We start from the raw sequence: 22,908 nt of genomic DNA, 5'->3' as shown, positions 1-22,908 counted from the left end.
CCCGCTTTTTACTTCGGGGGACTTGCTGTCCGTCGATGGTGGCGACCGAGCGTTTCGCGTCTCGCTAGAGGCAGCGTCCCGTCCGGTGAAGCGGCATATATGGAGGGGGTCCGAGTCGGTCAAACCCTTTTTGCAGATTTGTTGCACTTTTCCATGAAATGTATATTTTTCATATAGTTATATCGTATGGACGCGTTCCGGGCATGGAATCGGCGATAAATCGCCTTGCTTGGGATGCGGTGGAACGGCCTGTCTCAACACCGATTTTTTACCCGTCCCCGCTAAGCGCAGAGACTGCTTATCCGCGCCCGCGTGGCGCGGGGAATCGAGTTCAGGAATCCGTCTAGAATGGCCAGTCCGGCAGTCACCGTTGCAATGAGCGTCCACAACGGCGAGCCCTATCTGGCCGAGGCCATCGAATCGGTGCTGGCGCAGACCTTCACCGATTTCGAATTCCTGATTCTCGACGACGGCTCGCAAGATTCGTCGCGCGAGACGATTCTCCGCTTCGCCAAGCGCGATCCGCGCATCCGCCCGATCCTGCGCGAGAACCGCGGACTGATTGCCAGCCTCAACCAGCTGATCGCCGAAGCCGAGGCTCCGCTGATCGCGCGGATGGACGCCGACGACATCTGCCGGCCCCAGCGCTTCGAGCGACAGGTCGCCTTCCTCGCCGAACATGCCGATCACGGGGTGGTCGGTTCGTGGAGCGAGGACATCGACGAACGGAGCCAATCGATCCAGCGCGACGGCAGCGGCCCCGACCAGCCGACCTCGCACGAGGAATTCCTCGAATCGATCGAGATCGACGGCCCCCTGCTCTGCCATCCGGCGGTGATGTACCGCACCGAAGTGGTCCGCGCCGCGGGCGGCTATCACGCCGCCTATCGCCATTGCGAAGACCTCGACCTCTGGCTGCGGCTCGCCACGCGCACGCACATCTGCTCGATTCCCGAACGCCTGCTGCGCTATCGCCGCACCGACAACCAGATTTCCAAACGCTTCTCGGTCGAACAGACGACGGGCGCGGTGGTCTCGCGCTTCGCCTACCACGAGCGCCTGGCCGGACGGAGCGATCCGACCGCCACGCTCGAACGGCTCCCGCCGATCAGCGAACTCGACACGCTATTCGGGCGTACGGGTATTTCCGCGAAGATCCGCACCGAGGTCGTCGGCCACCTGCTCTATTCGCGGCACGCGTTGCGCGGCGAAGGCATGGATCTGGTCCTCGACCACATTCATCGTGGTGGATCGCGCCGCGGTTTGTGGCGCACCGTCGTGCGACTGCTGACCTTCGGCGAACCGATCCGCGCCGCCCGCCTTGCCCGGGCACTCGCGGCATGACCGGAACGTCCGATCACGCCGTCCTGCCAATCGCCGCGGGCGATCCGCGGACCGCCGCGATCTGGTCGGCCGTCGCACAGTATATCGGCTTCGCGCTGCAGTTCGCCACCTCGGTGGTGATCTCGCGCTTCTTCCTCTCGCCCGCCGAGGTCGGCCTGTTCTCGATCGCGCTCGCCGCGGCGATGATGATCACGACGTTGCAGGATTTCGGGATGAGCCGGTACATCGCCGGCCATGCGGCGCTGACGCGGGCCGAACTGCGCCGCTGCGCAGGGCTGTTGCTGCTCCTGTCGCTGGCGATAGCCGTGGTGATCCTCGCGCTCGCCTGGCCGACCGCGCAGTTCTACGGCGAGCCACGCCTGACGGCGATCCTGGCGATGATCGCAGCATCGCTGATCCTCTCGCCGTGGAGCGCGGTACCCTGCGCCCTGCTGACTCGCGATCTCGACTTCCGCGGACTGTTCCTCGTCAACGTCGGCAGCGGCCTCGCCAACTCGGGTTCGGCACTGGCTTTCGCAGCGAGCGGCTTCTCCGCCGAATCGCTGGCCATGGCGATGATCGTCCAGGCCGTGGTGCGCGCCGCGCTGGCCCAATGGCTGAGGCCGAGCACGATTCCGCTTAAGCCCGACTTCGCCGGATCGCGCGAGGCGGTTCGCTTCGGCGGTGGTTCGACGGTACTTGCGATCTCGGGCGCCTTCGGCGTGCGCACGCCAGACCTCATCGTCGGCCGCATGCTCGGTATGCATATCGTCGGGCTCTACAGCCGCGGCTGGGCGCTCGCCTCGAGTCTCCACGTGCTCGTCGTCGGCGCGATCAGTTCGGTGTTCTACCCGGCCTTCGCCCGCCTGCGCGACGAAGGCCGGCCGCTGGGCCCGCACTACGAGCGTGTCGTCGCCGGCTATGGCGCGGTGGTCTGGCCGGCCATGGCCCTGCTTGCCGCGCTCGCGACACCGGTGGTGCTACTCCTCTACGGCTCCGTCTGGCAGGAGGCCGGGCGCCTGCTCGTCTTCATGGCGCTCGCCGAAATCTGCTTCATCACCGTCCCACTGCACGTCGACCTGCCGATCCTGCTCGGCCGCATGGGCAAGCTGATCCGCTACAACCTGCTCGACACCGCCGCGTCGATGGGCACATTGATCATCGGCGCCTCGTTCGGGCTCGAAGCCGCGGCGATCTCGCGCATCGCCTATGGCCTGATCTGGATCGCGATCTATGCGCGCTTCATGCACGACCTCGTCGGCTTCCGCTGGTCGCGCGTGCTGACGATCTATCTGCGTAGCGCCATCGTGGCCGTTGCCACCGCAACGCCCGCGCTCATCCTCTATCGCACCTGGCGCAGGCCCGAGACTCTGGGGTGGGACGGGCTGTTCGTCGCCGGCGTCGCCGGGCTCTGCGCCTGGATTCTGGCCCTGGTGATCACCCGCCACCCGGCGGTCGAAGATCTCGCCGGCATGGTGCGTCACGCCTTCGCGCAGATCCTGCGCAAACCGGCGGCGCGCCCCGTCTAAGCGCGGGCCGGACCGCGCAGCGATCGCTTCGCCATCCTCACGAAATGTGATAGAAGCGTGACATAATCATCGGAGAGGTGCGATGGCCGTCTCTGCCCTGGCGCTGCTTGCCTATGTCGCCTTCTTGACGGTCCCCGCCGCCAGCGGCGCACAGGATGCCAGCGAGGTCGAGGTCCTGCGCACCACGGCCGACTCCGCCGATCGCATGACCGTTCCCGTACAGATCGGCGACAAGGGCCCCTATCGCTTCCTCATCGACACCGGATCGCAGAAGACCGCGCTGTCGACCGATCTCGCCGTGCGACTCGCCCTGCCCGCGCACGACAAGCTGCGCATCGTCGGCGTCTCGGGCGCGCAGATCACCGATACCGCGGTGGTCGACGAGCTCGCGCTCGGCCGCCGCTCGTTCTACGGCCTCACCGTCCTGCTGTTCCAGAGCGAGCACATGGGCGCCGACGGCATCGTCGGGCTCGACAGCCTGCAGAGCCAGCGCGTGCTGCTCGACTTCGCGAAGAGCCGCATGGCCGTGGGCGACGCCAAGAGCCTCGGCGGCAATTCGGGCTACGACATCGTCGTCACCGCGCGGCGCCGGGCGGGCCAGCTGATCATGACCCAGGCGGCGATCGACGGGGTCAGGACCGACGTGATCATCGACACCGGATCGGATACCTCGATCGGCAACCGCGCACTCCAGCGCGCACTGGGTCGGCGCGGCGCGCTGGGCACGGCCGTGCTGTCGAGCGTGACCGGGCAGGAGGCCACGGCCGACATGGGCTATGCCCGCGAGCTTGCGGTGGGGGACGTGAACATCAAGAACCTGGTCATCGCCTATGCCGACAGTCCGGCCTTCGACGTGCTGGGGCTGACGCGGCGCCCGGCGCTGATGCTCGGCATGCGCGAGCTCAGGCTGTTCAAGCGCGTGGCGATCGACTTCTCGACGCGCAAGGTGATGTTCGACCTGCCCGGGGGCTTCTAGATCATCGGTTTTGCACCCCGCGCCCTTTCGTTTTCGCTTTTGCTCTCTACATAGCCGGCAATGCCACCCGACAATCCGACCTCAGGCGAGAACGCGCGCCACGACGGCTGGCGCACCCTGCGCCGCTTCCTTCCTTACCTCTGGCCCGCCGACAACACGGCGTTGCGCTGGCGAATCGTTGCGGCGGTGCTGCTGATCCTCGCGGGCAAGGCGGTGACCTTGGGCCTGCCGTTCTTCTACAAGCGCGCGGTCGATCTGATGACGATCAAGGGCGATCCCGTCCTTGGGCCGGCGCTGGGCCTCGCCCTGGCTTTCGTGCTCGCCTATGCGTTCGGCCGCTTCGCCGCCGTGCTGTTCGAGAACCTGCGCAACATCGTGTTCGAGCGCGTCGGCCAGGACGCGACTCGCGCGCTGGCCGAGAACGTCTTCGCGCGGCTGCACAGCCTGTCGCTGCGCTTCCATCTCGCGCGGCGCACGGGCGAGGTCACCAAGGTGATCGAGCGCGGGACCAAGAGCATCGACGTGATGCTCTACTTCCTGCTGTTCAACCTGGCGCCGACCGTGCTCGAGCTGATCGTCGTCGCGGGAATCTTCTACTTCCACTTCGGCTGGGGGCTCGTCGCCGCGACGGGCATCGCCGTGCTCGCCTATGCCGCGATCACGCGCTGGATCACCGAATGGCGTTCGGTCCTGCGCGAGAGGATGAACAAGCTCGACGGCCAGGCGATGAGCCGGGCGGTCGATTCGCTGCTCAACTACGAGACGGTGAAATACTTCAGCGCCGAACACCGCGAGCTCGAGCGCTATGCCCAGGCGACGCGCGCCTATTCGGACGCGGCGGTGAAGAGCGAGAATTCGGTCGGCCTGCTCAACATCGCGCAGGCGCTGGTGGTCAACCTGCTGATGGGCGGCGCCATGGCCTATACCGTCTGGGGCTGGTCGCGCGGGCAGTTCACCGTCGGCGACCTGGTCTTCGTCAACACCTACCTGGTCCAGCTGTTCCGCCCGCTCGACATGCTCGGCATGGTCTATCGCACGATCCGCCAGGGCCTGATCGACATGGCCGAGATGTTCCGCCTGATCGACACGCCGGTCGAGGTCGCCGATGCGCCAGGCGCGCCGGCGCTCGTCATCAAGCGGCCGACCGTGGTCTTCGACAATGTCGTGTTCGGCTACGAGCCCGAGCGCACGATCCTCCACGGTCTGAGCTTCGAGGTTCCGGCCGGGCAGGACGTGGCGATCGTCGGCCCCTCGGGCGCGGGCAAGTCGACGATCGCCCGGCTGCTGTTCCGCTTCTACGATCCGTGGAGCGGCCGCATCCTGATCGATGGGCAGGACATCCGCGAGGTCACGCAGGAATCGCTGCGCTGCGCGATCGGCATCGTCCCGCAGGACTCGGTGCTGTTCAACGACACGATCGGCTACAACATCGGCTATGGCCGCGACGGCGCGACGATCGCGGACATCGAGAAGGCCGCACGCGGCGCCGCGCTCAGCGGCCTGATCGACCGGCTGCCCAAGCGCTTCGACACCGAAGTCGGCGAACGCGGGCTCAAGCTGTCGGGCGGCGAGAAGCAGAGAGTCGCGATCGCGCGAACCTTGGTGAAGAACCCGCCGATCCTGCTGCTCGACGAGGCGACTTCGGCGCTCGACACGCGCACCGAGCAGGACATCCTCGCGACCCTGCACGACATCTCGGAGAACCGCACCAGCCTGTCGATCGCGCACCGCCTGTCGACGATCGCCGATGCCGACCGCATCTTCGTGCTCAACGAAGGCAAGCTGGCCGAAGCGGGCACGCACACCGAACTGCTGCGCGCCGAAGGGCTCTATGCCGAGATGTGGAACCGGCAGGCGAGCGAGATCGAGGAACTGGGCGAGGCGGCGGAATAGCGTACCAGCATCGCGCCTGGGCTTTCGACAAGCTCAGGCCGAGCGGGTTTGGGGTGCTTGTTGGAAACGGAAGCCGCTCGTGCCGAGCTTGGTCGAAGCACCGCACACGGCGCTCGCGTCAGCCCTTCACGACGTCGGCATCATGCCAGACCACCGCCTGGGCGGCCTTCATGTAGCCGTGCTCCTCGTCCCAGGCGATCACCGGCGAGCCGTAGAGCCGCCAGCCCTGCTCGAGCGCCTCGGACACGCGATCGCAGAAGGCACGGTCGTCCTTGCCGGTGAGCAGGCGGTAGATCGGCTTGTCGTCGGGGGGAATGGACATGGAACTGCCCTAACAGATCCTCCCCCCTAGGGGGAGGGGGCCACCGACGCGAAGCGGCGGCGGTGGAGGGGTGTCGCCCTATCGAGAGCTGGACACCCCTCCGTCATCGACGATGTCGATGCCACCTCCCCTTTCAGGGGAGGATCGAGATCACAGGATATACTTCGACAGGTCGCTGTCCTTGGCCAGCCCTTCGAGCTTGCCGCGCACGTAGCCCGCGTCGATCGTCACGGTCTCGCCCGTGCGGTCCTCGGCCTCGAAGCTCAGTTCCTCGAGCAGGCGTTCCATCACCGTTTGCAGGCGGCGGGCGCCGATGTTCTCGACGCTTTCATTGACCTGCGCGGCGATCGTCGCGACTTCGCGGATCGCGTCCTCGGTGAAGTCGAGCGTCACCTGCTCGGTGCCGAGCAGCGCCTTGTACTGCGCGATGAGGTTGGCGCGCGTCTCCGAGAGAATCCGCACGAAGTCCTCCTCGCTCAGCGCCTTCAATTCGACGCGGATCGGCAGGCGGCCCTGGAGTTCGGGCAGCATGTCGCTGGGCTTGGCGACGTGGAACGCGCCGCTGGCGATGAACAGGACGTGGTCGGTCTTCATCGGACCATACTTGGTGGCGACCGTGGTCCCCTCGATCAGCGGCAGCAGGTCGCGCTGCACGCCCTCGCGGCTGACCGAACCGCCGCGCACGTCGCTGACCGCGATCTTGTCGATCTCGTCGAGGAAGACGATGCCGTTGGTCTCGGCATTGGCCAAGGCGACGCGGGCGACGTCGTCCTGATCCATCCGCTTCTCGGCCTCTTCGTCGACCAGCTTGTCCCAGGCGTCGGGCACCTTGAGCTTGCGGCGCTTGAGCTTCTGCCCGCCGAAGGCCTTGCCCATCATGTCCGAGAGGTTGATCATGCCGATCGAGCCGCCCATGCCGGGGATTTCCATCGGCGCGCTGGGCGAATCCTCGACCTCGATCTCGACCTCGGTGTCGTTCATCGCGTTCTCGGTCACGCGCTGGCGGAACGACTGGCGCGTCGCTTCCGATGCGCCCTCGCCCACGAGTGCGTTGAGCAGCCGTTCCATCGCCGCGTGCGACGCGGCCTCGCGCACGGCCTCGCGGCGGCGCTCCTTCTCGAGCCGGATCGCCTCTTCGACCAGGTCGCGCGCGATCTGTTCGACGTCGCGGCCGACATAGCCGACCTCGGTGAACTTGGTCGCCTCGACCTTGACGAAAGGTGCGTCGGCCAGCTTGGCCAGGCGGCGGCTGATCTCGGTCTTGCCGCAGCCGGTCGGGCCGATCATCAGGATGTTCTTGGGCGTGACCTCGTCGCGCAGGTCGGCGCCCAATCTTTGGCGACGCCAACGATTCCGCAGCGCCACGGCGACCGCGCGCTTGGCGTCGGTCTGGCCGATGATGTGCTCGTCGAGCGCGGCGACGATCGCCTTGGGGGTGAGTGAGTCTTTCAAGGGAGTGTCCTGAGAATTAGGAATCAATGGTCTCGACCGTCACGCGGTCGTTGGTGAAGACGCAGACTTCCGCGGCGACGGCCATGGCCCGCCGCGCGATCTTCTCGGCGTCCTCTTCGTAGTCGTCGAGCGCACGCGCCGCGGACAGCGCGTAGTTGCCGCCCGAACCGATCGCGGTGATGCCGCCCTCGGGTTCGAGCACGTCACCGTTGCCCGTCAGCACGAGCAAGGTCTCCTTGTCGGCGACGATCATCAGCGCTTCGAGATTACGCAGGTACTTGTCGGTGCGCCAGTCCTTGGCGAGTTCTACCGCGGCGCGCATCAGCTGGCCGCGATGCTGCTCGAGCTTGCGTTCGAGCCGTTCGAAAAGAGTGAAGGCGTCGGCCGTCGCACCCGCGAAGCCGGCGATGACGTTGCCGCCCTCGCCGATCCGGCGCACCTTGCGCGCGTTCGGCTTCATGACGGTATTGCCCATCGAGACCTGACCGTCACCCGCGATGACGGTCCTGCCGTTTTTCTTGACGCCGATGATCGTCGTCCCGTGCCACTGGATCAGGCCGTGGCTCGCCCCGCTATTGTCCATAGGGGCGGATATGGGGCCCCGGGAACCGGCGTCAAGAGAGACGGGATTTAGCTGCCGTTGGGACCCGGACCAGCCGGACCGGCGCCGCCGCCCGCACCGGGAACACCGACCGCGCCGATATTGCCGAACAGGTCTTCGATGAAGCTGCGCTCGCGGCCCAGGGTCGGCGTGACCTTGCCGTCGGGACTGATCCGCGCGACCTTCTCGACGCCGGCCTTGTCGACCGCGGCGACATTGCCGCCCTGGTCGAAGCGCACGCGCAGCACGGTCTGCTGGTAGGTCTTGGGACGCTTGAACGCGGCCTGCTTGGTATCGACCGAAACGTAGTACCAGTCCTGCGCGCCGAACTGGCTGACCCAGGTCGGGCGACCCAGCGTCTTCTCGACCGAGGTACGGTTGTCGACCTGCGGCTGGATCGAATCGACCAGCGCCGTGTCGATCAGATAGCCACGATGATCGCGGATCGACGAGCAACCGCCGACGAGCACCGCCAGCCCCAAGGTCGCGGCCCCGAGCATCACGATCCGACCCTTCACGCGCATTGAGAAACTCCGATCTGGTGGCCGGGCTGGCGCCCGAACCCCCGGTGTGCCCCTGGCGGGTGCGACATCCGATTGCCATATGCCCGCAGGGCCGTGTAACGGCGCAGCCTTAGGCCCCTGCGCGCGCCACCGCAATGGCGTTGCCCCGGGGCACTGGCTTTATCCGCTTGAATTGCCGCTGAACGAAAGGCTGCTCCCCGTGAACCTGCTCTCCCGCCTCTTCAGCAATCGCCAGGACACGCTCGCGCCCGTGCGCCCGCTGTGGCACCGCGTCGTGGAGATCGCGCGCGAGAAGCCCTGGTATGCCGAACACGGCATGGCCGACACCGTCCCCGGCCGCTTCGACACGATAACCCTGGTGCTGGCGCTCGTGCTGCTGCGGATGGAGCGCGAGCCCGAGCTGATGGAGAGCTCGGTGCGGCTGACCGAGCTTTTCGTCGACGACATGGACGGCCAGCTGCGCCAGACCGGCATCGGCGACATCTTCGTCGGCAAGCATATCGGCAAGCTGATGGGCACGCTCGGCGGCCGCCTGGGTGCGCTGCGCGAGGCTCTGCCGCAGGGCGACGCCGCCGTGGCCGAAATGCTCGCGCGCAACATGACCCTGATCGAAGGCGCCAAGCCGATCCGCGTCGCCGTGGCGGCACGCGCGCTGCAGGTGGCGCTCAACGCCACCACCAGCGAAGACCTGATGGCCGCGCGGATCGCCGAACGATGAGCGAGTTCGCCCGCCCCTTCGACGTCCGCCAGCTCGATCACCGCGCCGTGCAGCTCGTCGCCGACGCGGCCGAGCGCGCAGCGCTGGCCAAGCGCTTCGACATAGTGCGGATCGATCGGCTCGAGGCCGAAGTCGTGCTCGAACGCGACGGCGAGGCGTTGAGCGCCACGGGCACGCTCTCCGCCGACATCGTCCAGTCCTGTGCGGTCTCGGCCGAGGACCTGCCCGTTGCGATCCGCGAGCCGCTGGCCTTTCGCTTCGTGCCCGCGGGCACCGCGCATGCGCCCGACGAGGAGATCGAATTGGCGGAAGATGAACTCGACGAGATCGAGTTCACCGGCACGACGGTCGATCTCGGCGAGGCCGTGGCGCAGAGCGTAGCGCTGGCGATCGACCCGTTCCTGACCGGCCCCGACGCAGAGGCCGCGCGGGCCTTGCTCAAGGACGAGGACGCCAGCCCGTTCGCCGCGCTCAAAGGTTTGAAACTCGGGAAGGACTAACGCCTCAAAGCTGGCCTCAACTCTTGGTCAAACCAGCTCTCAGCGTCTTCCTGTGCACCCATCGTCGAGCGAAAATCGAGATAGTGCGAATATCCTTCAAGCCGTAGCCAAGACACAAAATCGGAGAAATGAGGAGTTTCTGGACGGCCCATTTCTTTGAACCATTTGGTAGTCAGAAAACGAACCGCCTTCTCCGCTTCTGCTTTACGCATCACGCAAAACTCACTCAGAACGGAATGTCGTCGTCGAGATCGTCGGCGAAGCCACCGGCGCCGCCGCGCGAACCGCCGCCCGACGAACCGCCACCCGACGACCCGCCGCCCCAGTCGTTGCCGCCACCGCCGCTGCCGCCCGAGCGACCGCCGCCATAGCCGCCGCCCGAGGATCGGCCGCCGCCCATGCCGCTGTCATCCCAGCCGCCACCGCCGCTGCGACCACCGCCGCCACCGCCGGCGCCCGGGGCGCCGTCGAGCATTGTCAGAACGCCGTTCATGCCCACCGAGATCTCGGTGGTGTAGCGGTCGTTGCCCGACTGGTCCTGCCACTTGCGCGTGCGCAGCTGGCCCTCGATGTAGACCTTGGAGCCCTTCTTGAGGAAACGCTCGGCCACGCCGACCAGGCCGTCGGACTGGAGGACGACCGAATGCCACTCGGTGCGCTCCTTGCGCTCGCCGGTGTTCTTGTCCTTCCAGTTCTCCGAGGTGGCGATGCGCAGGTTGGCGATGCGCCCGCCGTTCTGGAAGCTCTTGACCTCCGGGTCCTGACCGAGATTGCCGATCAGAATGACCTTGTTGACGCTGCCTGCCATCGAATCGCTGTCCTTTGAATTTCGAGGCCCGGAGGTAATACCTGCCCGGGACCGCCGCTAGTCCGTCGGAACGCTTTTCAACGGCTCGCTACAGCCCCGCCCAGACCGCTATCCAGTAAGTCGCGCCCGCCGCGACATAGGCCATGGCGAAAAGGTAGGCCAACATGAAGGTCGGCCATTTCCACCCGTTGGTCTCGCGCCGTGCGACCGCGATGGTCGACAGGCACTGCGGCGCGAAGACGAACCAGGCGAGGAAGGCCAAGGCCATCGGCAGGGTCCAGCGCGTCTTGAGCCGATCGCCCAGCGCCATCGCCTGCTGGTCTTCGTCGCCGGCATCGACCGCATAGGTCGTCGCGAGTGCCGAAACCGCGACTTCGCGCGCGGCCATTGCCGGGATCAGCGCCAGCGCCATCTCGTGATTGAAGCCGATCGGCTTGACCACGACTTCGACGCCCTTGGCGATCTGGCCGGCGATCGAGGCCTCGACCTGGCTCTGCCCCTCGCCCGCACGCGGGAAGGTCAGCAGCACCCATAGCACGACGGTGATCGTGAAGATGATCGTGCCGGCGCGGCGCAGGAAGATCCAGGCGCGCTGGAACAGGCCGATCGCGAGGTCCTTGATCCGCGGCAGCTGGTACTTCGGCATCTCCATGATGAAGCCGCTGGCCGCGCCCTTGGTGACCGAACTGCGCAGCACCAGCGCGACGGCCATCGCGCCGATGATGCCCGCGACATAGAGCACGAAGAGCACCAGCCCCTGCAGGCCGATGAAGCCGAGCCCCTCGGGCCCGACCGGCCGGTTGGGAATGAAGGCGGCGATGATCACGGCATAGACCGGCAGGCGCGCCGAGCAGGTCATCAGCGGCGCGATCAGGATCGTCGTCAGCCGGTCCTTGGGATCGGTGATCGAACGCGTCGCCATGATGCCGGGAATCGCGCAGGCGAAGCTCGACAACAGCGGAATGAAGCTGCGCCCCGACAGGCCGACGCGGGCCATCAGCCGGTCCATGATGAAGGCGGCGCGGGCCATGTAGCCCGACGCTTCCATCACCAGGATGAAGAAGAACAGGATGACGATCTGCGGCAGGAACACCACGACCGAGCCGACGCCGTTGATCACGCCGTTGACCAGGAAATCGCGTAGCAGGCTTTCGGGCAGCGCCCCCTGCACCGCCTCACCCAATGCCCCGGCAGCCTCTTCGAGCGCGCCGACGAAGGGATCGGCCCAGGCGAAGACCGCCTGGAACACCACGAACAGCAGCGCGAACAGGATGATCGGCCCGAGCCAGGGATTGAGCAGGACCTGGTCGAGCTTGGCATGGAGCCGGTGCTTGGCGGTCTCCGACACGATCGTCGCATCGGCGATGGCGTGCGCGGTCACGCGCCGTTCGGTCAGCGTGATATGCGCGTGCTGCGGTTCGGGCACGCGCTCGGGCGCCGCCTCGATCGCCGCGGCGAGTTCGGCCAGGCCGCGGCGACGCACGGCCACGGTCGGGATCACCGGCACGCGCAGCGCCTGCTCGAGCGCCTTGGGATCGAGCACGAGCCCGTCGCGCTCGGCCAGGTCGATCATGTTGAGCGCGACCACGGTGGGCTTGCCCAGCGCGATCACCTCCTGCGCGAAGACCAAGTGCTGTTCGAGGTTCGAGGCGTCGAGCACGACCACGAGCACGTCGGGCGAGGCCTCGCCTTCGTGCTTGCCGAGGATGACCTTGGCGGTCACTTCCTCGTCGGGGCTGGTGGCATGCAGGCCATAGGAGCCCGGCAGGTCGGTCAGCTCGATCGGCTGACCGCCGGGCAGGACCAGGCGGCCCGACTTCCGCTCGACCGTTACGCCCGGATAGTTGGCAATCTTCTGGCGCGCGCCGGTCAGCGCGTTGAACAGGGCGCTCTTGCCGGCGTTGGGGTTGCCGACCAGCGCGGCGCTGCGATGGCGGGTCACGGCGTGGACGTTCACTGGTCGATCGCCTCCACCCGCATGGCCCGGGCATGGACGCGGCGCAGCGCCACGGTCATGCGGCCGACCATGATCGCCAGCGGATCGGCGCCGCCGAACACGCCGCGATGCGAGACCACGACACGCGCGCCTTCGTCGATGCCCAACGCGCGCAGCCGCTGCGCTTCCTCATCGACGAGTTGCGACCAGTCGACCGCGACGATGCGGGCTCGCCGGCCGACCGGGAGCAGATCCAGAGTATTGCCTTCGCTCATATGGCGTCGCTGCCAGATTGGGTGCGTTTTTGCAACTGGTTCGCAATATGACAAATTATGTCCGGTCAGCGCGCCGGATAGCGCAGCCGACCGAGGAACCGCGCCATGCTGAAATGCTCGGCATCGGGCCGCAGGATCTGCCCTTTGAACTTCTCGAAACGACCGATTCCCGCGAGCCGGCGATCGAGGAAGGCCAAGGTCTCGGCCTTGTCCTCGCTCTTGTCGTCGACGAAGACCGCAAGGGTCGCGGCATAGACCGCGCCGAGCGTCGCACGCTTGGTATAGTGGTTGTAGTCGGTCGCCGTATCGCCCGCGAGCCGCCACATCGTATCGGCGCTTTCCCAGCCGAGCTTGAGCGCACGCGTCGCGTTCTGCGGCATGGCCATGATCGCCAGCGCGCGGCGCAGCGCCTCTTCCATGCCGGTCACGCGCTCGAGCCGGAAGACGAGCAGTCGGCGGACGCGCTTGTGCACGGGCAGCTCGGCCAGGGTTTCGGGCGGAAAGGCCGCAATCATCGCCGCGTCGACCGAGGCGATCCAGGCGGAGATCATGTCCATCGGCCCGCCGGGGAAGGCATAGGCCGCGACGTCGGGATCGACGCCGGCCGTGGCCGCGGCGCCGGCGACGGCTTCGTCGCTCCAGCCGTCGAACACGGCCGCCTGGGCAATGCCCGGCGCCAGCGCGAGGCGGAGCTCGTCGACCGTCAGGTCGCTCATGCTCTGTTCGGCGGTGACCATGGCGTCAGAACGACGGGCCGTAGACGCGGCCGCTGCCGGCACGCTGCGCGGCAGGCTTGGTATTCGCCTCGATCTCCGAGATCAGCGGCCCGGTGCGCCCCTCGATCGAGGCATAGTCGCGCGCCGAGCGGCCCGAATTGTCCTTGCGATCAGGATTGGCCCCGGCCTTGAGCAGAATGCGCATCATGCCGATGTCGCGACGGTGGACCGCAGAGATCAGCGGCGTCTCGCCGGCGTCGTTGGGTTCGTCGACCCGCGCCTTGCTCGCCACCAGCACGTCGATGCCCTCGACGAAGCCGAGGCTCGTGGCCAGTTGCAGCGGGGTCACGCCGCGGCTGTCGCGCGCATTGACGTTGGCACCCTTGCCGATGAGGAAGTTCATCCAGGTCACGTCGCGGCGCTGGGTGACGATGTGCAGCGCGGTCTGCCCACTGGTGATGTCGCGCGTGTTGACGATGGTCGAGCCCGGCTCGTTGATCGCCTCCTCGACCTTGGCGCCGTCCTTCTTGCGCACGGCTTCGAGGAACTTGAAGCCCGCCGAGAACTGCGCCTGCGCGGGGCTTGCCACCAGCGCCCCCGCGAGCAGCGGCACCAGGACGCCGAGCATCCGTCCCCGCCACTTGCCTGCCTTGATCACCCTGTCGTCTCCTGCTGAGCGCCGCACCGGGCCTTCCGATCGCGGCAACTCGTCCCTTGCGAAGCGCGGTTTAGCAGAGCATGAACCGCCGCGCCATGATCAAGACATTTCGCGGACTCACCGCAATTATCCTGCCTCTGACGCTCGCTTTGGGCGCTTGCAGCGGCGGCGGCTCCACCGAGCAGGCCGCCCCGCGTCCGCCGCTCGAAGGCGCGGCGATCGGCGGGCCCTTCACCCTGGTCGACAAGACCGGCAAGGCCGTGTCGTGGAGCGATTTCGACGGCAAGTACCGGATCATCTACTTCGGCTACAGCTTCTGCCCCGATGCCTGCCCAATCGACGTGCAGAAGATGATGCAGGGCTTCGCACTGTTCGAGAAGGCCCAGCCGCAACTCGCCGCGCAGGTCCAGCCGATTTTCGTGACGATCGACCCGGCTCGCGACACGCCGCAGATCGTCGGCGAATTCGCCGCCGCCTTCTCGCCGCGCCTGCTCGGTCTGACCGGCACCCAGGCGCAGATCGATGCCGCGGCCAAGAGCTTCGCGATCTACCACGCCAAGGGCAAGGAGACCGAGGGCGGCTATCTGATGGACCACAGCCGCACGGCCTACCTGATGGGCCGCAAGGGCGAGGCAATCGCCATGCTGCCGGTCGACAAGGCGCCGCAGGACGTCGCCGCGGAACTGGCGAAATGGGTGAAGTAAAGACCACGAGGTTCTGGGAACGCCCGCTCGAATCGCTTTCGCGCGCCGAATGGGAGGCGCTCTGCGACGGCTGCGGCAAATGCTGCCTGCACAAGGTCGAGGACGAGGACACCGGCGAGGTCTATCCGACCAACGTCGCCTGCAAGCTTCTCGATCTCGGCACCGCGCAGTGCAAGGACTACAAGCACCGCCGCGCCTTCGTGCCCGATTGCCTGCGGCTGACTCCGCGGCTGGCGGGCAAGCTCGACTGGCTGCCGGATACCTGCGCCTATCGCCTGCGTGCCGATGGCGAGCCGCTGCCACCCTGGCACTACCTGATCAGCGGCGACCGCGAGGCGGTCCACCGCGCCGGCGCCTCGATCGTCGGCAAGGTGATCAGCGAGGAGGTCGCTGGCCCGCTCGAGCATCACATCGTCTGGCCAGACGACATGGTGTTCGACGAGGACGACGATGACTGACCCGCGCCATGCTTGACTGGCTGCGGCGCGACCCGCGCGAAACGCCCTCGATCGAGATTGCCGGGCAGGTCCTGCCCGTGGTCGTCCGCCGACTGGCGCAGGCGCGGCGCATGACGATGCGACTTGCGCCTGACGGCAGCGAGGTGCGCCTGTCGATCCCGCGCTGGGGCCGCACGGCCGAGGCACTGGCCTTCGCCGCCGCGCGCAAGGATTGGCTCGCCGGCCAGCTCGCCGCGCTGCCGAGGGCGCAGGCGCCCGAAGCCGGCGGCACCCTCGCCTATCGCGGCGAGGTTCTGCGGATCGCGCATGATCCCGCGCGCCGCCGCAAGCCCGAGCTGGCCGATGGCGCGATCCTCATCGGCGGCCCGGCCGAATCGCTGTCGGCGCGACTCAAGCGCTGGCTCGAGGCCGAGGCCCGCGCGGTCATGGCCGAGGATCTCGCGCACTACTGCGCGCTGGCGGACCGGCCCTTGCGCAAGCTGGCGCTGACCAGCGCGCAACGGCGCTGGGGCTCCTGCGGCCCCGACGGCGCGATCCGCATCAACTGGCGACTGATCATGGCGCCCGATTTCGTGCGCCGCTCGGTCGTCGCGCACGAGGCCGCGCATCTCGTCCATTTCGACCACAGCCCGCGCTTCCACGCGCTGCTCGACGAGCTGTTCGAAGGTTCGATCGACGAGGCCAATGCCTGGCTCAAGCGCGAGGGTCGCAAGCTCTACGCCGCCTTCGGCTAGCGCTCGGCGCCAAGGCGGCCTATCTAGGCGCAATGGGTCTCCTTCGCTCACGCAGCTTCCTCAGCAACGTTTCCACCCCGCGCGGCATGATCGCCGACTTCGCCGAGGTCGTGCGCCAGGCCGGCGACAACAAGTGGCGTATCGGCGTGGCCGCGGCGGTCTGCACGATCGCGGTGTTCTCGGTCATGTGGAACGAGGGCGGCCGCGGCCTGCCCAGGCCGCCCAAGGTGACCTACATCACCGTCTGGGACCCGCACCGCACCCAGGCCGAGATCGTCGCCTCCAACATCGCCAACCAGAAGCGCAAGGAGCGCCTCGCCGCCGAACAGGCCAAGCGCGACGAGGACGTACGCCAGATGTACAAGACGATCGGCCGCGCCAGCGGCATGGACGTCGACGCGATCGAGAAGAAGGCCAAGGCCGAGCAGGCGGTGGAGGCGGCCCGCGAACGCGCCAAGCTCAACCTGCCCAAGGCTGACACGCAGCAGTGAACGACGACGCGCGCTGGATGGCCGCGGCCGCGAGCCTGGCCGCGCGCGGCCTGCCGCTCAGCCGCCCCAACCCCGCGGTCGGCGCGATCGTGGTGCGTGAGGGCCGCGTGGTCGGCCATGGCTGGACCCAGCCCGGCGGCCGCCCTCATGCCGAAGCCATGGCGCTGGCCATGGCCGGCGACACCGCGCGCGGCGCCACGCTCTGCGTCACGCTCGAGCCTTGCGCCCATGCCTCTACGCGCGGCCCGGCTTGTGCGGATCTTGTCGTAGCCTCGGGACTCGCACGCGTCGTGGTCGGCTGCCAGGACCCCGATCCCCGCACGGCCGGCGCCGGCCTCGAACGAATCCGCGCCGCGGGGATAGCAGCCGAACTTCATCAGTCGCCTGAAGCACGCGCGAGCCTGATCGGCTACCTCACACAGCGCACGAAGAACCGGCCACATGTGACTCTCAAGCTGGCGACTTCACTCGACGGCTGCATCGCGCTGGCGAACGGCGAAAGCCAGTGGATCACCGGCCCCGCCGCTCGCGCGCATACGCATGTCCTGCGTGCGAAGGCTGACGCCATCCTGGTCGGGGGCGGTACCCTGCGCGCCGACGCGCCACGGCTCGACGTGCGCCTGGCTGGGCTCGAAGCCCGCAGCCCGCAGCGCTGGGTGCTCACGCGCGGCGCGGCGCCCGAAGGCTGGCAGGCGCTGCCCTCCCCCGCGGCGATCACCGCGATGGCAGGGGTGCAGTATCTCTTCGTCGAAGGCGGCGCGCAGACCGCCGCGGCCTTCCTCGCCGAGGATCTCGTCGACCGGCTCGCGATCTACCGCGCCCCGATCGTGATCGGCGGCGGCCAGCCCGGCATCGCCGACATCGGCCTCGGCGCGCTCGCCGATGCGCACGGCCGCTGGCGCATCACCGATCGCCGCCAGCTTGGCAGCGACACTCTGGAAGTATACGAGACCGCCCCATGTTTACCGGAATAGTCACCGCCGTCGGCACGATCCGCGAAGCCCGCCAGCAGGGCGACCTGCGCGCGGTCATCACCTGCCCCTTCGATCCCGCCGGGATCGCCATGGGCGCCTCGGTCGCCTGCTCTGGCACCTGCCTGACCGTGGTCGACAAGGGTGGTATCGCCGGAGACGCCTGGTTCGCGGTCGACATTTCGGCCGAGAGCGTCGCGCGAACCGTGCCGGGTCGCTGGGAAGAAGGACGCCAGCTCAACCTCGAGCCCGCGCTCAAGCTCGGCGACGAGCTCGGCGGGCACATCGTCACTGGCCACGTCGACGGTGTCGGCGAAGTGATCGGCGTGACGCCCGACGGCGATTCGCGGCGGATCGATTTCAAGATCTCGGCCGAACTCGCGCCCTATCTCGCGCCCAAGGGCTCGATCACGGTCGACGGCGTCTCGCTGACGGTGAACGAAGTCACCGACCAGGCCGACGGCACCTGCCACTTCTCGGTCAACATCATCCCGCACACCGCCGAAGTCACCACGCTCGGCGCGCTCGCCGCTGGCAGCAGGGTCAATCTCGAGATCGACGTGCTGGCGCGTTACCTCAAGCGCATGCAGAGCTTGCGCGGCTAAGCGCTTAGCGGGCCGCGCGCAAAACTCTCGCGGTCGATCTCGTAGACGACATGCCGGACGAGGCCGCTGGCGGTCTCGACCATGCTCGACTCGTCGGTCAGTCGCCCGCCGATTTTCTCCATCGCGCGGCGCGAGCGCCCATTGTTCTCGCCCACGCGGAACAGCACCCGTGCGACGAAGCGCAGCGCGTGTGCAAGCATGAGCCGTTTCAATTCAGGGTTGTAGGCGCCAGACCAGTGGCTGCGTGCGAGGAAGGTCCAGCCGATCTCGACCGAGCCGCCCTGGGCCGGATCGAAGCCTTCCCAACGCGACGACCCGACGATCGTTTGGGTGCTCTTGTCAATCACCGCGACGGCGCCGCCGCCGGCAAGGGCCTGGTCGAAGAACTTGCGGAACACCGGCTCTTGCCAGCGATCGTGCTGCGGGTGGACTTCCCAGATCAGCGGATCGGAGGCGACCGCGTAGAGCGTCGACCAATCGTCGGGGCGCAGGGGCCGGAGCAGCAGCCGATCCCCTTCGAGGACCGGCTGCCGGTCCATCTTAAGCAGTCACGTCCGCGGTGGCGGAGATGAACTTGTCGATGTTGAGCTGGGTCAGGCCCGCCACGTTGATGCGGCCCGAACCGGCGAAATAGATGCCGTGCTTCTCGCGCATCGCCTGCACCTGCTCGGGAGTGAAGGGGATGATCGAGAACAGGCCGTTCTGGCCACCGACCGGGGTCAGATCGACCCCGCCGACCTTGCCCGCCGCGGCGAGCTTGGCGCGAACCTGGCGCATGCGCTCGCGCATCGTGTCGAGTTCGTCGAGCCACTGCGCGGTCAGGGCTTCGTCCTCGAGGATCAGGCGCACCGCAGCGGCGCCGTGATCGGGCGGCTGCGACCAGTTGGCGCGCGCCAGCGCATAGGCGTTCGAGATCACCACGGGCAGCTGCGCCACCTCGGCGGTCATCATGTAGAGCGCACCGACGCGATCGCGGTAGAGGCCGAAGTTCTTGTCGCACGAATAGGCGATCAGCGCCTCGGGCACCGAAACGAGCACGCGGCGCATGCCGTAGGCGTCCTCTTCCATGCCCTGGCCGAGGCCCTGGTAGGCGAGGTCGAGCACGGGCAGGATCTTCTTCGCGGCGAGCAGGCCGGCGATCTCGTCCCAGTGGGCATTGGTGTAATCGATGCCCGTCGGGTTGTGGCAGCACGACTGCAGCAGGAAGGCATCGCCCTCGTCCGCCTCGGCGATCGCGGCGCGGATCGCCTCGATGTCGGCCGTGCCTTCAGGCGTCGCGTGGTTGAAGGTCTTGAGCTCGAGGCCCAGGTCCGCACAGATCTGCGCGTGGTTCGGCCAGCTCGGCACGCCCATCCAGATTCGCTTGACCTTGGCCTTGTGCACGATCGCCAGCGCCAGGCGCAGCGAACCGGTGCCGCCCGGGGTCTGCATACCCTCGATGCGGCCGCCCAGGCTGGGGTCGGCCTTGCCGAACACGTAGGGCATCAGCTTCTCGACGAAGCCCATGTCGCCCTCGGGACCGAGGTAGGCCTTGGTCTCCTGCGTCTCGACCAGCTTCTTCTCGGCCGCCTTGATCGAGGCGAAGACGGGCGTATCGCCCTGCCCCGTCTTGTAGACGCCGACGCCGAGATCGATCTTGTCGGCACGCGGATCCGCATTGTGGAGCTTGATCAGCGCAAGAAGCGCGTCGGCGGGCTGTTGCTGCAGGTTGGTAAGCATGACGGCGGGCCCTTAACCCCCGGGAGTGGCCGGGGGCAAGGGGTTTGGCGGCCTGTTCAGAAATTCACCCGCGCCGTGACGCGGATGTCGCGCCCGGCGAGTGGCGCATAGTCCTTGAGCACTGAGGCATGACGGCGCGCGTTCACGTCGAAGATGTTGTTCGCCGAGAGCGCCAAGGTCAGCGGATGGTCGAGCCCCCAAGGCCGCACGTTGAGCTCGGCATTGACCATCGTGTAGCCGGGCGTGCGGGTCTCGAACGGCGAGATACGGTCCTGCGCCGAGACGCGTTCGACCTCGCCGCGCAGGTCGAAAATCCGCGCCTTGTAGGACACGCCGCCGAGCATGCGCAGCGGCGGAATCCGCGGCGCGGGGCCCGCGCCCTTGATCGTTGCATGGACGTAGTCGGCCAGGGCATCGGCTCCGATCGTGGCATCGCCGATCCGCGCCAGCACCACCGAACCTTGCGCCTCGAAACCGTAGTAGCGCGCATCGGCCTGGCGGAAGGCGTAGACGGGCAAGCCGTCTTCGACTTCGCCGGTCAGGTCCTGGTAGATGAAGTTCGAGAACCACGAGTGATAGGCCGAGGCCTCGAACGTGTAGTTCTCGCCGCTGCCGCGCAGGATCGCCTCGACGCTCCAGGCGCGCTCGCTCTTGAAGTCGGGATCGCCGACCTCGAAGGCCTCGGTCCCCGCGTGCGGGCCGTTGGCGAAGAGCTCCTCGGCCGAAGGCGCGCGCTCGGTGCGCGAAAGGTTGACGCCGAAACGCCAGTTCGGCGCGATCACGTAGGACGCGCCGAGCGAACCCGAAAAGGCATCGAAACTGCGCTCACCCGCGAAGAACTGCGGCTGGTCGTCACCCGGCGCGGCGCGCAAGGTCGAATGCTCGAACCGCCCGCCGGCTTCGACCTTGAACGCGCCGTAGTCGAGCTGCTGCAGGGTGAAGAGGCCGATCTGCTGGGTCTTGTTCTTCGGCAGGAAGGCCTCTTCGCCGATGACGTTGAAGTCGCGCGCGAAGAACTGTGCGCCGGTGACACCGCGCCAAGCACCGCGCTTGGCCTGGGTCAGCTCGAGCCGTCCTTCGAGCCCCTTGTTGTAGAAGGCCGTACCGATTTCGCCGTCTTCCTCGAGTTCGAAGTGGCTGTAGTCGGCATAGCCGAGGCGCAGACCGATCTTGTCGATCAGATCGCCGCCGGCGTTGATCTCGGCGCGGGCATCGACGCGGTCCTGCTTGAGACTGAGCCGCGGCGCTTCCTGCTCCTGCCCCGGCTGCGTCGCATAGCGCACAGGAATGCCGTAAAGGCTGTCGTAGTGGCCATAGGACACGCCGATCGAGCCGCCCTCGTCGATATAGGCAGCGCCGGCGCCCGCGGCCCAAGTCTCGCTGGCGCTGTTGGGAAGCTTGCCGCGCACGGCGGCGTTCTCGGCAAAGCCCGAAGCCAGCGCTTCCGCCCGCAGCGCCGGCGATAGCGCATAATCGCCGATCTTGATATCGTCGGTCTTGGTATAGCTGCCGTCGACGTGGACCACCCAGCGCCCCGACACGGGCACGTCGACCGCGCCCGCAACCGAACGCTCGTTAGCCGCCGAACCGTAGGTCGCCAGTGCGCCGGCGTGGAAAGCCTCGTCGGGCACGGTCACGGGAATGCGGCGGTCGATGACGTTGACCACGCCGCCGATCGCCGAGGAGCCGTAGAGCAGCGACTGCGGTCCGCGTAGCACCTCGATACGCTCGGCCAGCAGCGGATTGACCACGGCCGCGTGATCGACCGAGGTGTTCGACACGTCGATCGCGCCGAGCCCGTCGGTCAGCAGACGCACGCGCTCGCCCTGGAGGCCTCGGAGAACGGGGCGCGAGGCGGTCGGGCCGAAGGAGGTTGCCGAAGCACCGGGGGTATGGGCCAGGGTTTCACCGATCGAGGGGCGCAGCGCCTGGGTCAGCGCCTCCGCCTGGACCACGGCCACGCCCGAGAGCATGTCCTGTCGCGCATTGCGCAGACCGCCGGTAACGACGATCTCGGTGCTCTTCTCGCGGTGGAAGGCGGGTTCGCCGGCCTGATCCGCGTCATCAGGCGGCGATGCGGCCTCCTCCGCACGCGCGGCCATCGGGACCAGCAAGATGGAAAGGACGGCCCCGGCGCCCAGAAGGGAACGCCGAAGCCGCGAATCGGTGTGATAATATATCGTCGCCATAAGGCCGCCGTTACGCCAGCCCAACCCATGTGACAATGTTACATTTGTGAATTCGTCGTAATCTTGTGACGCGCCGCCCGCTGGCGGCTCAGAACGGCAGCCACTTCTGCTTGTCGGAAAACTTCATGTAGCCGGCATTGATGCCCAGCCGCAGACCCGCGCCCATGCGCACGGGCACCAGCACCACGTTACCGCGGCGCAGGTAGGAAACGTTGAAGCCGCCGACGAGATAGGCCTGGCCCTCGCCCGCACCATAGCGCTTGTAGAGGTCCTGGGTGTCGTAGAGGTTGTAGACGAGAACGAAGGCGTTGCCCGCATTGGCGCCGGCGTCGAAGCCGATCGACGGACCGGTCCAGTAGACCGGACGCTGACCCTCGACTTTGTGGTGGAGCGTGCCCGAGCCATAGCGCAGGCCGACGACGAAAGCGCCGCCGCCCTCGCGACCGACGATGTAGCCGTTGGGCTCACCCTGCTTCTTGAGCACGTCCTCGATCATCTGCGCGAGGCCCTGCGCGCCCTTGCCGAACACGCCTTCGGCCGCGCCGATCAGGTCGTCCTTGTGGAAGGTGTTGCTGCCATTGGTCGGGATCGCCACGGGCGGGAGCGTCGGCGCCGCGCCCGGAACGCCCGGATTGCTCAGCGGTGCGTTGTAGACTGGATCGGCGGCGATCGTCGGAGAAGCCGGCGTGGGCGTACTCGGGGTCGTGACAGGTGCGGCCCGCGGCGCCGAGAGATCGCCATCGATCGCGTCGGGGTCGACCGGGCGGATCTGCGCCGCCACGGGCGACGCCGTCATTGCGAAAGCC

General features: G+C 67.4%; 26 protein-coding genes. 12 read left to right on the top strand and 14 right to left on the bottom strand.

From position 1 onward, the window contains the following. The first annotated feature begins 348 nt into the window (after positions 1–348). The 4 genes from OLX23_RS17250 to OLX23_RS17235 all read left to right on the top strand — a co-directional run bounded on the left by OLX23_RS17250 (position 349) and on the right by OLX23_RS17235 (position 5,721). Positions 349–1,344: a glycosyltransferase gene (locus tag OLX23_RS17250; RefSeq protein WP_264446251.1), complete on the top strand. Its 996-nt coding sequence runs from the start codon at positions 349–351 to the stop codon at positions 1,342–1,344. Further along, positions 1,341–2,852, top strand: coding sequence for an oligosaccharide flippase family protein (locus OLX23_RS17245; protein WP_264446250.1), 1,512 nt, complete (start codon positions 1,341–1,343; stop codon positions 2,850–2,852). The genes OLX23_RS17250 and OLX23_RS17245 overlap by 4 nt, the downstream gene beginning before the upstream one ends. Before the next feature lie 82 nt (positions 2,853–2,934). Next, entirely contained in the window at positions 2,935–3,828 is an 894-nt protein-coding gene (locus OLX23_RS17240; protein WP_264446249.1) for a retroviral-like aspartic protease family protein, read from the top strand. Between the two features lie 60 nt (positions 3,829–3,888). After that, the gene (locus OLX23_RS17235) at positions 3,889–5,721 is read left to right on the top strand and encodes an ABCB family ABC transporter ATP-binding protein/permease (RefSeq protein WP_264446248.1); all 1,833 of its coding nucleotides are present in this window, start codon (positions 3,889–3,891) and stop codon (positions 5,719–5,721) included. A gap of 118 nt (positions 5,722–5,839) precedes the next feature. On the opposite strand, the gene OLX23_RS17230 is transcribed toward OLX23_RS17235, so the two are convergent. The 4 genes from OLX23_RS17230 to OLX23_RS17215 all read right to left on the bottom strand — a co-directional run bounded on the left by OLX23_RS17230 (position 5,840) and on the right by OLX23_RS17215 (position 8,620). Next, positions 5,840–6,043, bottom strand: a complete 204-nt coding sequence (locus tag OLX23_RS17230) for a DUF1737 domain-containing protein (protein WP_264446247.1) — start codon at positions 6,041–6,043, stop codon at positions 5,840–5,842. Between the two features lie 150 nt (positions 6,044–6,193). Beyond that, positions 6,194–7,495 carry an ATP-dependent protease ATPase subunit HslU gene (hslU, locus tag OLX23_RS17225; RefSeq protein ID WP_264446246.1) on the bottom strand — a complete coding sequence of 434 codons (1,302 nt, stop codon included), beginning with the start codon at positions 7,493–7,495 and terminating at the stop codon, positions 6,194–6,196. Between the two features lie 16 nt (positions 7,496–7,511). Then, entirely contained in the window at positions 7,512–8,078 is a 567-nt protein-coding gene (gene hslV / locus OLX23_RS17220; RefSeq protein ID WP_319641332.1) for an ATP-dependent protease subunit HslV, read from the bottom strand. Positions 8,079–8,125: 47 nt separating this feature from the next. Beyond that, on the bottom strand, positions 8,126–8,620 hold the full coding sequence (locus tag OLX23_RS17215; RefSeq protein WP_264446245.1) for an outer membrane protein assembly factor BamE: 495 nt from the start codon (positions 8,618–8,620) through the stop codon (positions 8,126–8,128). A gap of 199 nt (positions 8,621–8,819) precedes the next feature. Between OLX23_RS17215 and OLX23_RS17210 the strand changes: the two genes are divergently transcribed. Further along, complete coding sequence (locus OLX23_RS17210) at positions 8,820–9,338, top strand: ubiquinol-cytochrome C chaperone family protein (protein ID WP_264446244.1); 519 nt, start codon at positions 8,820–8,822, stop codon at positions 9,336–9,338. Continuing rightward, on the top strand, positions 9,335–9,838 hold the full coding sequence (locus OLX23_RS17205; RefSeq protein ID WP_264446243.1) for a YceD family protein: 504 nt from the start codon (positions 9,335–9,337) through the stop codon (positions 9,836–9,838). Before OLX23_RS17210 ends, OLX23_RS17205 begins: the two co-directional genes overlap by 4 nt. Here the strand turns inward: OLX23_RS17205 and OLX23_RS17200 are convergent. The 6 genes from OLX23_RS17200 to OLX23_RS17175 all read right to left on the bottom strand — a co-directional run bounded on the left by OLX23_RS17200 (position 9,835) and on the right by OLX23_RS17175 (position 14,231). Beyond that, a complete protein-coding gene (locus tag OLX23_RS17200) occupies positions 9,835–10,050 on the bottom strand; it encodes a hypothetical protein (protein WP_264446242.1) in 216 nt (71 codons plus the stop codon). The genes OLX23_RS17205 and OLX23_RS17200 overlap by 4 nt on opposite strands. Positions 10,051–10,064: 14 nt before the next feature. Beyond that, complete coding sequence (gene ssb / locus OLX23_RS17195; protein ID WP_264446241.1) at positions 10,065–10,646, bottom strand: single-stranded DNA-binding protein; 582 nt, start codon at positions 10,644–10,646, stop codon at positions 10,065–10,067. An 88-nt stretch (positions 10,647–10,734) separates the two neighbouring features. After that, positions 10,735–12,588 carry a ferrous iron transporter B gene (feoB, locus tag OLX23_RS17190; protein WP_264446273.1) on the bottom strand — a complete coding sequence of 618 codons (1,854 nt, stop codon included), beginning with the start codon at positions 12,586–12,588 and terminating at the stop codon, positions 10,735–10,737. Between the two features lie 11 nt (positions 12,589–12,599). After that, positions 12,600–12,857 carry a FeoA family protein gene (locus tag OLX23_RS17185; RefSeq protein WP_264446240.1) on the bottom strand — a complete coding sequence of 86 codons (258 nt, stop codon included), beginning with the start codon at positions 12,855–12,857 and terminating at the stop codon, positions 12,600–12,602. Between the two features lie 65 nt (positions 12,858–12,922). Next, positions 12,923–13,573, bottom strand: coding sequence for a COQ9 family protein (locus tag OLX23_RS17180; RefSeq protein ID WP_264446239.1), 651 nt, complete (start codon positions 13,571–13,573; stop codon positions 12,923–12,925). A gap of 25 nt (positions 13,574–13,598) precedes the next feature. Next, on the bottom strand, positions 13,599–14,231 hold the full coding sequence (locus OLX23_RS17175) for an ankyrin repeat domain-containing protein (RefSeq protein WP_264446238.1): 633 nt from the start codon (positions 14,229–14,231) through the stop codon (positions 13,599–13,601). Positions 14,232–14,326: 95 nt separating this feature from the next. On the opposite strand from OLX23_RS17175, the gene OLX23_RS17170 reads away from it, so the two are divergent. Genes OLX23_RS17170 through OLX23_RS17145 form a run of 6 tightly spaced genes read left to right on the top strand, consistent with a single transcriptional unit; the run spans position 14,327 to position 18,194 of the window. After that, on the top strand, positions 14,327–14,935 hold the full coding sequence (locus OLX23_RS17170) for an SCO family protein (RefSeq protein WP_264446237.1): 609 nt from the start codon (positions 14,327–14,329) through the stop codon (positions 14,933–14,935). Further along, complete coding sequence (locus tag OLX23_RS17165) at positions 14,923–15,393, top strand: YcgN family cysteine cluster protein (protein ID WP_264446236.1); 471 nt, start codon at positions 14,923–14,925, stop codon at positions 15,391–15,393. Before OLX23_RS17170 ends, OLX23_RS17165 begins: the two co-directional genes overlap by 13 nt. 8 nt (positions 15,394–15,401) lie before the next feature. After that, positions 15,402–16,127 carry a M48 family metallopeptidase gene (locus OLX23_RS17160; RefSeq protein ID WP_264446235.1) on the top strand — a complete coding sequence of 242 codons (726 nt, stop codon included), beginning with the start codon at positions 15,402–15,404 and terminating at the stop codon, positions 16,125–16,127. A 32-nt stretch (positions 16,128–16,159) separates the two neighbouring features. Continuing rightward, entirely contained in the window at positions 16,160–16,618 is a 459-nt protein-coding gene (locus OLX23_RS17155) for a hypothetical protein (protein ID WP_264446234.1), read from the top strand. Next, positions 16,615–17,592 carry a bifunctional diaminohydroxyphosphoribosylaminopyrimidine deaminase/5-amino-6-(5-phosphoribosylamino)uracil reductase RibD gene (ribD, locus tag OLX23_RS17150; RefSeq protein ID WP_264446233.1) on the top strand — a complete coding sequence of 326 codons (978 nt, stop codon included), beginning with the start codon at positions 16,615–16,617 and terminating at the stop codon, positions 17,590–17,592. The genes OLX23_RS17155 and ribD overlap by 4 nt, the downstream gene beginning before the upstream one ends. Then, a complete protein-coding gene (locus OLX23_RS17145) occupies positions 17,577–18,194 on the top strand; it encodes a riboflavin synthase (protein WP_264446232.1) in 618 nt (205 codons plus the stop codon). The genes ribD and OLX23_RS17145 overlap by 16 nt, the downstream gene beginning before the upstream one ends. Here OLX23_RS17145 and OLX23_RS17140 read toward each other — a convergent pair. The 4 genes from OLX23_RS17140 to OLX23_RS17125 form a co-directional block, all read right to left on the bottom strand. After that, positions 18,191–18,733, bottom strand: a complete 543-nt coding sequence (locus tag OLX23_RS17140; RefSeq protein ID WP_264446231.1) for a GNAT family N-acetyltransferase — start codon at positions 18,731–18,733, stop codon at positions 18,191–18,193. The two genes, OLX23_RS17145 and OLX23_RS17140, sit on opposite strands and share 4 nt — an antisense overlap. Before the next feature lies 1 nt (position 18,734). Beyond that, positions 18,735–19,913 carry an aromatic amino acid transaminase gene (locus tag OLX23_RS17135; RefSeq protein ID WP_264446230.1) on the bottom strand — a complete coding sequence of 393 codons (1,179 nt, stop codon included), beginning with the start codon at positions 19,911–19,913 and terminating at the stop codon, positions 18,735–18,737. Positions 19,914–19,969: 56 nt separating this feature from the next. After that, a complete protein-coding gene (locus OLX23_RS17130) occupies positions 19,970–22,015 on the bottom strand; it encodes a TonB-dependent receptor (RefSeq protein WP_264446229.1) in 2,046 nt (681 codons plus the stop codon). A 175-nt stretch (positions 22,016–22,190) separates the two neighbouring features. Next, the gene (locus tag OLX23_RS17125) at positions 22,191–22,898 is read right to left on the bottom strand and encodes a DUF1134 domain-containing protein (protein WP_264446228.1); all 708 of its coding nucleotides are present in this window, start codon (positions 22,896–22,898) and stop codon (positions 22,191–22,193) included. Between the last annotated feature and the right edge of the window lie 10 nt (positions 22,899–22,908).

This window comes from Novosphingobium sp. JCM 18896 (assembly GCF_025938095.1).
GTDB lineage: Bacteria > Pseudomonadota > Alphaproteobacteria > Sphingomonadales > Sphingomonadaceae > Novosphingobium.
The sequence above is the reverse complement of the archived record's forward strand: the minus strand, read 5'-3'. Positions and strand labels throughout refer to the sequence as shown.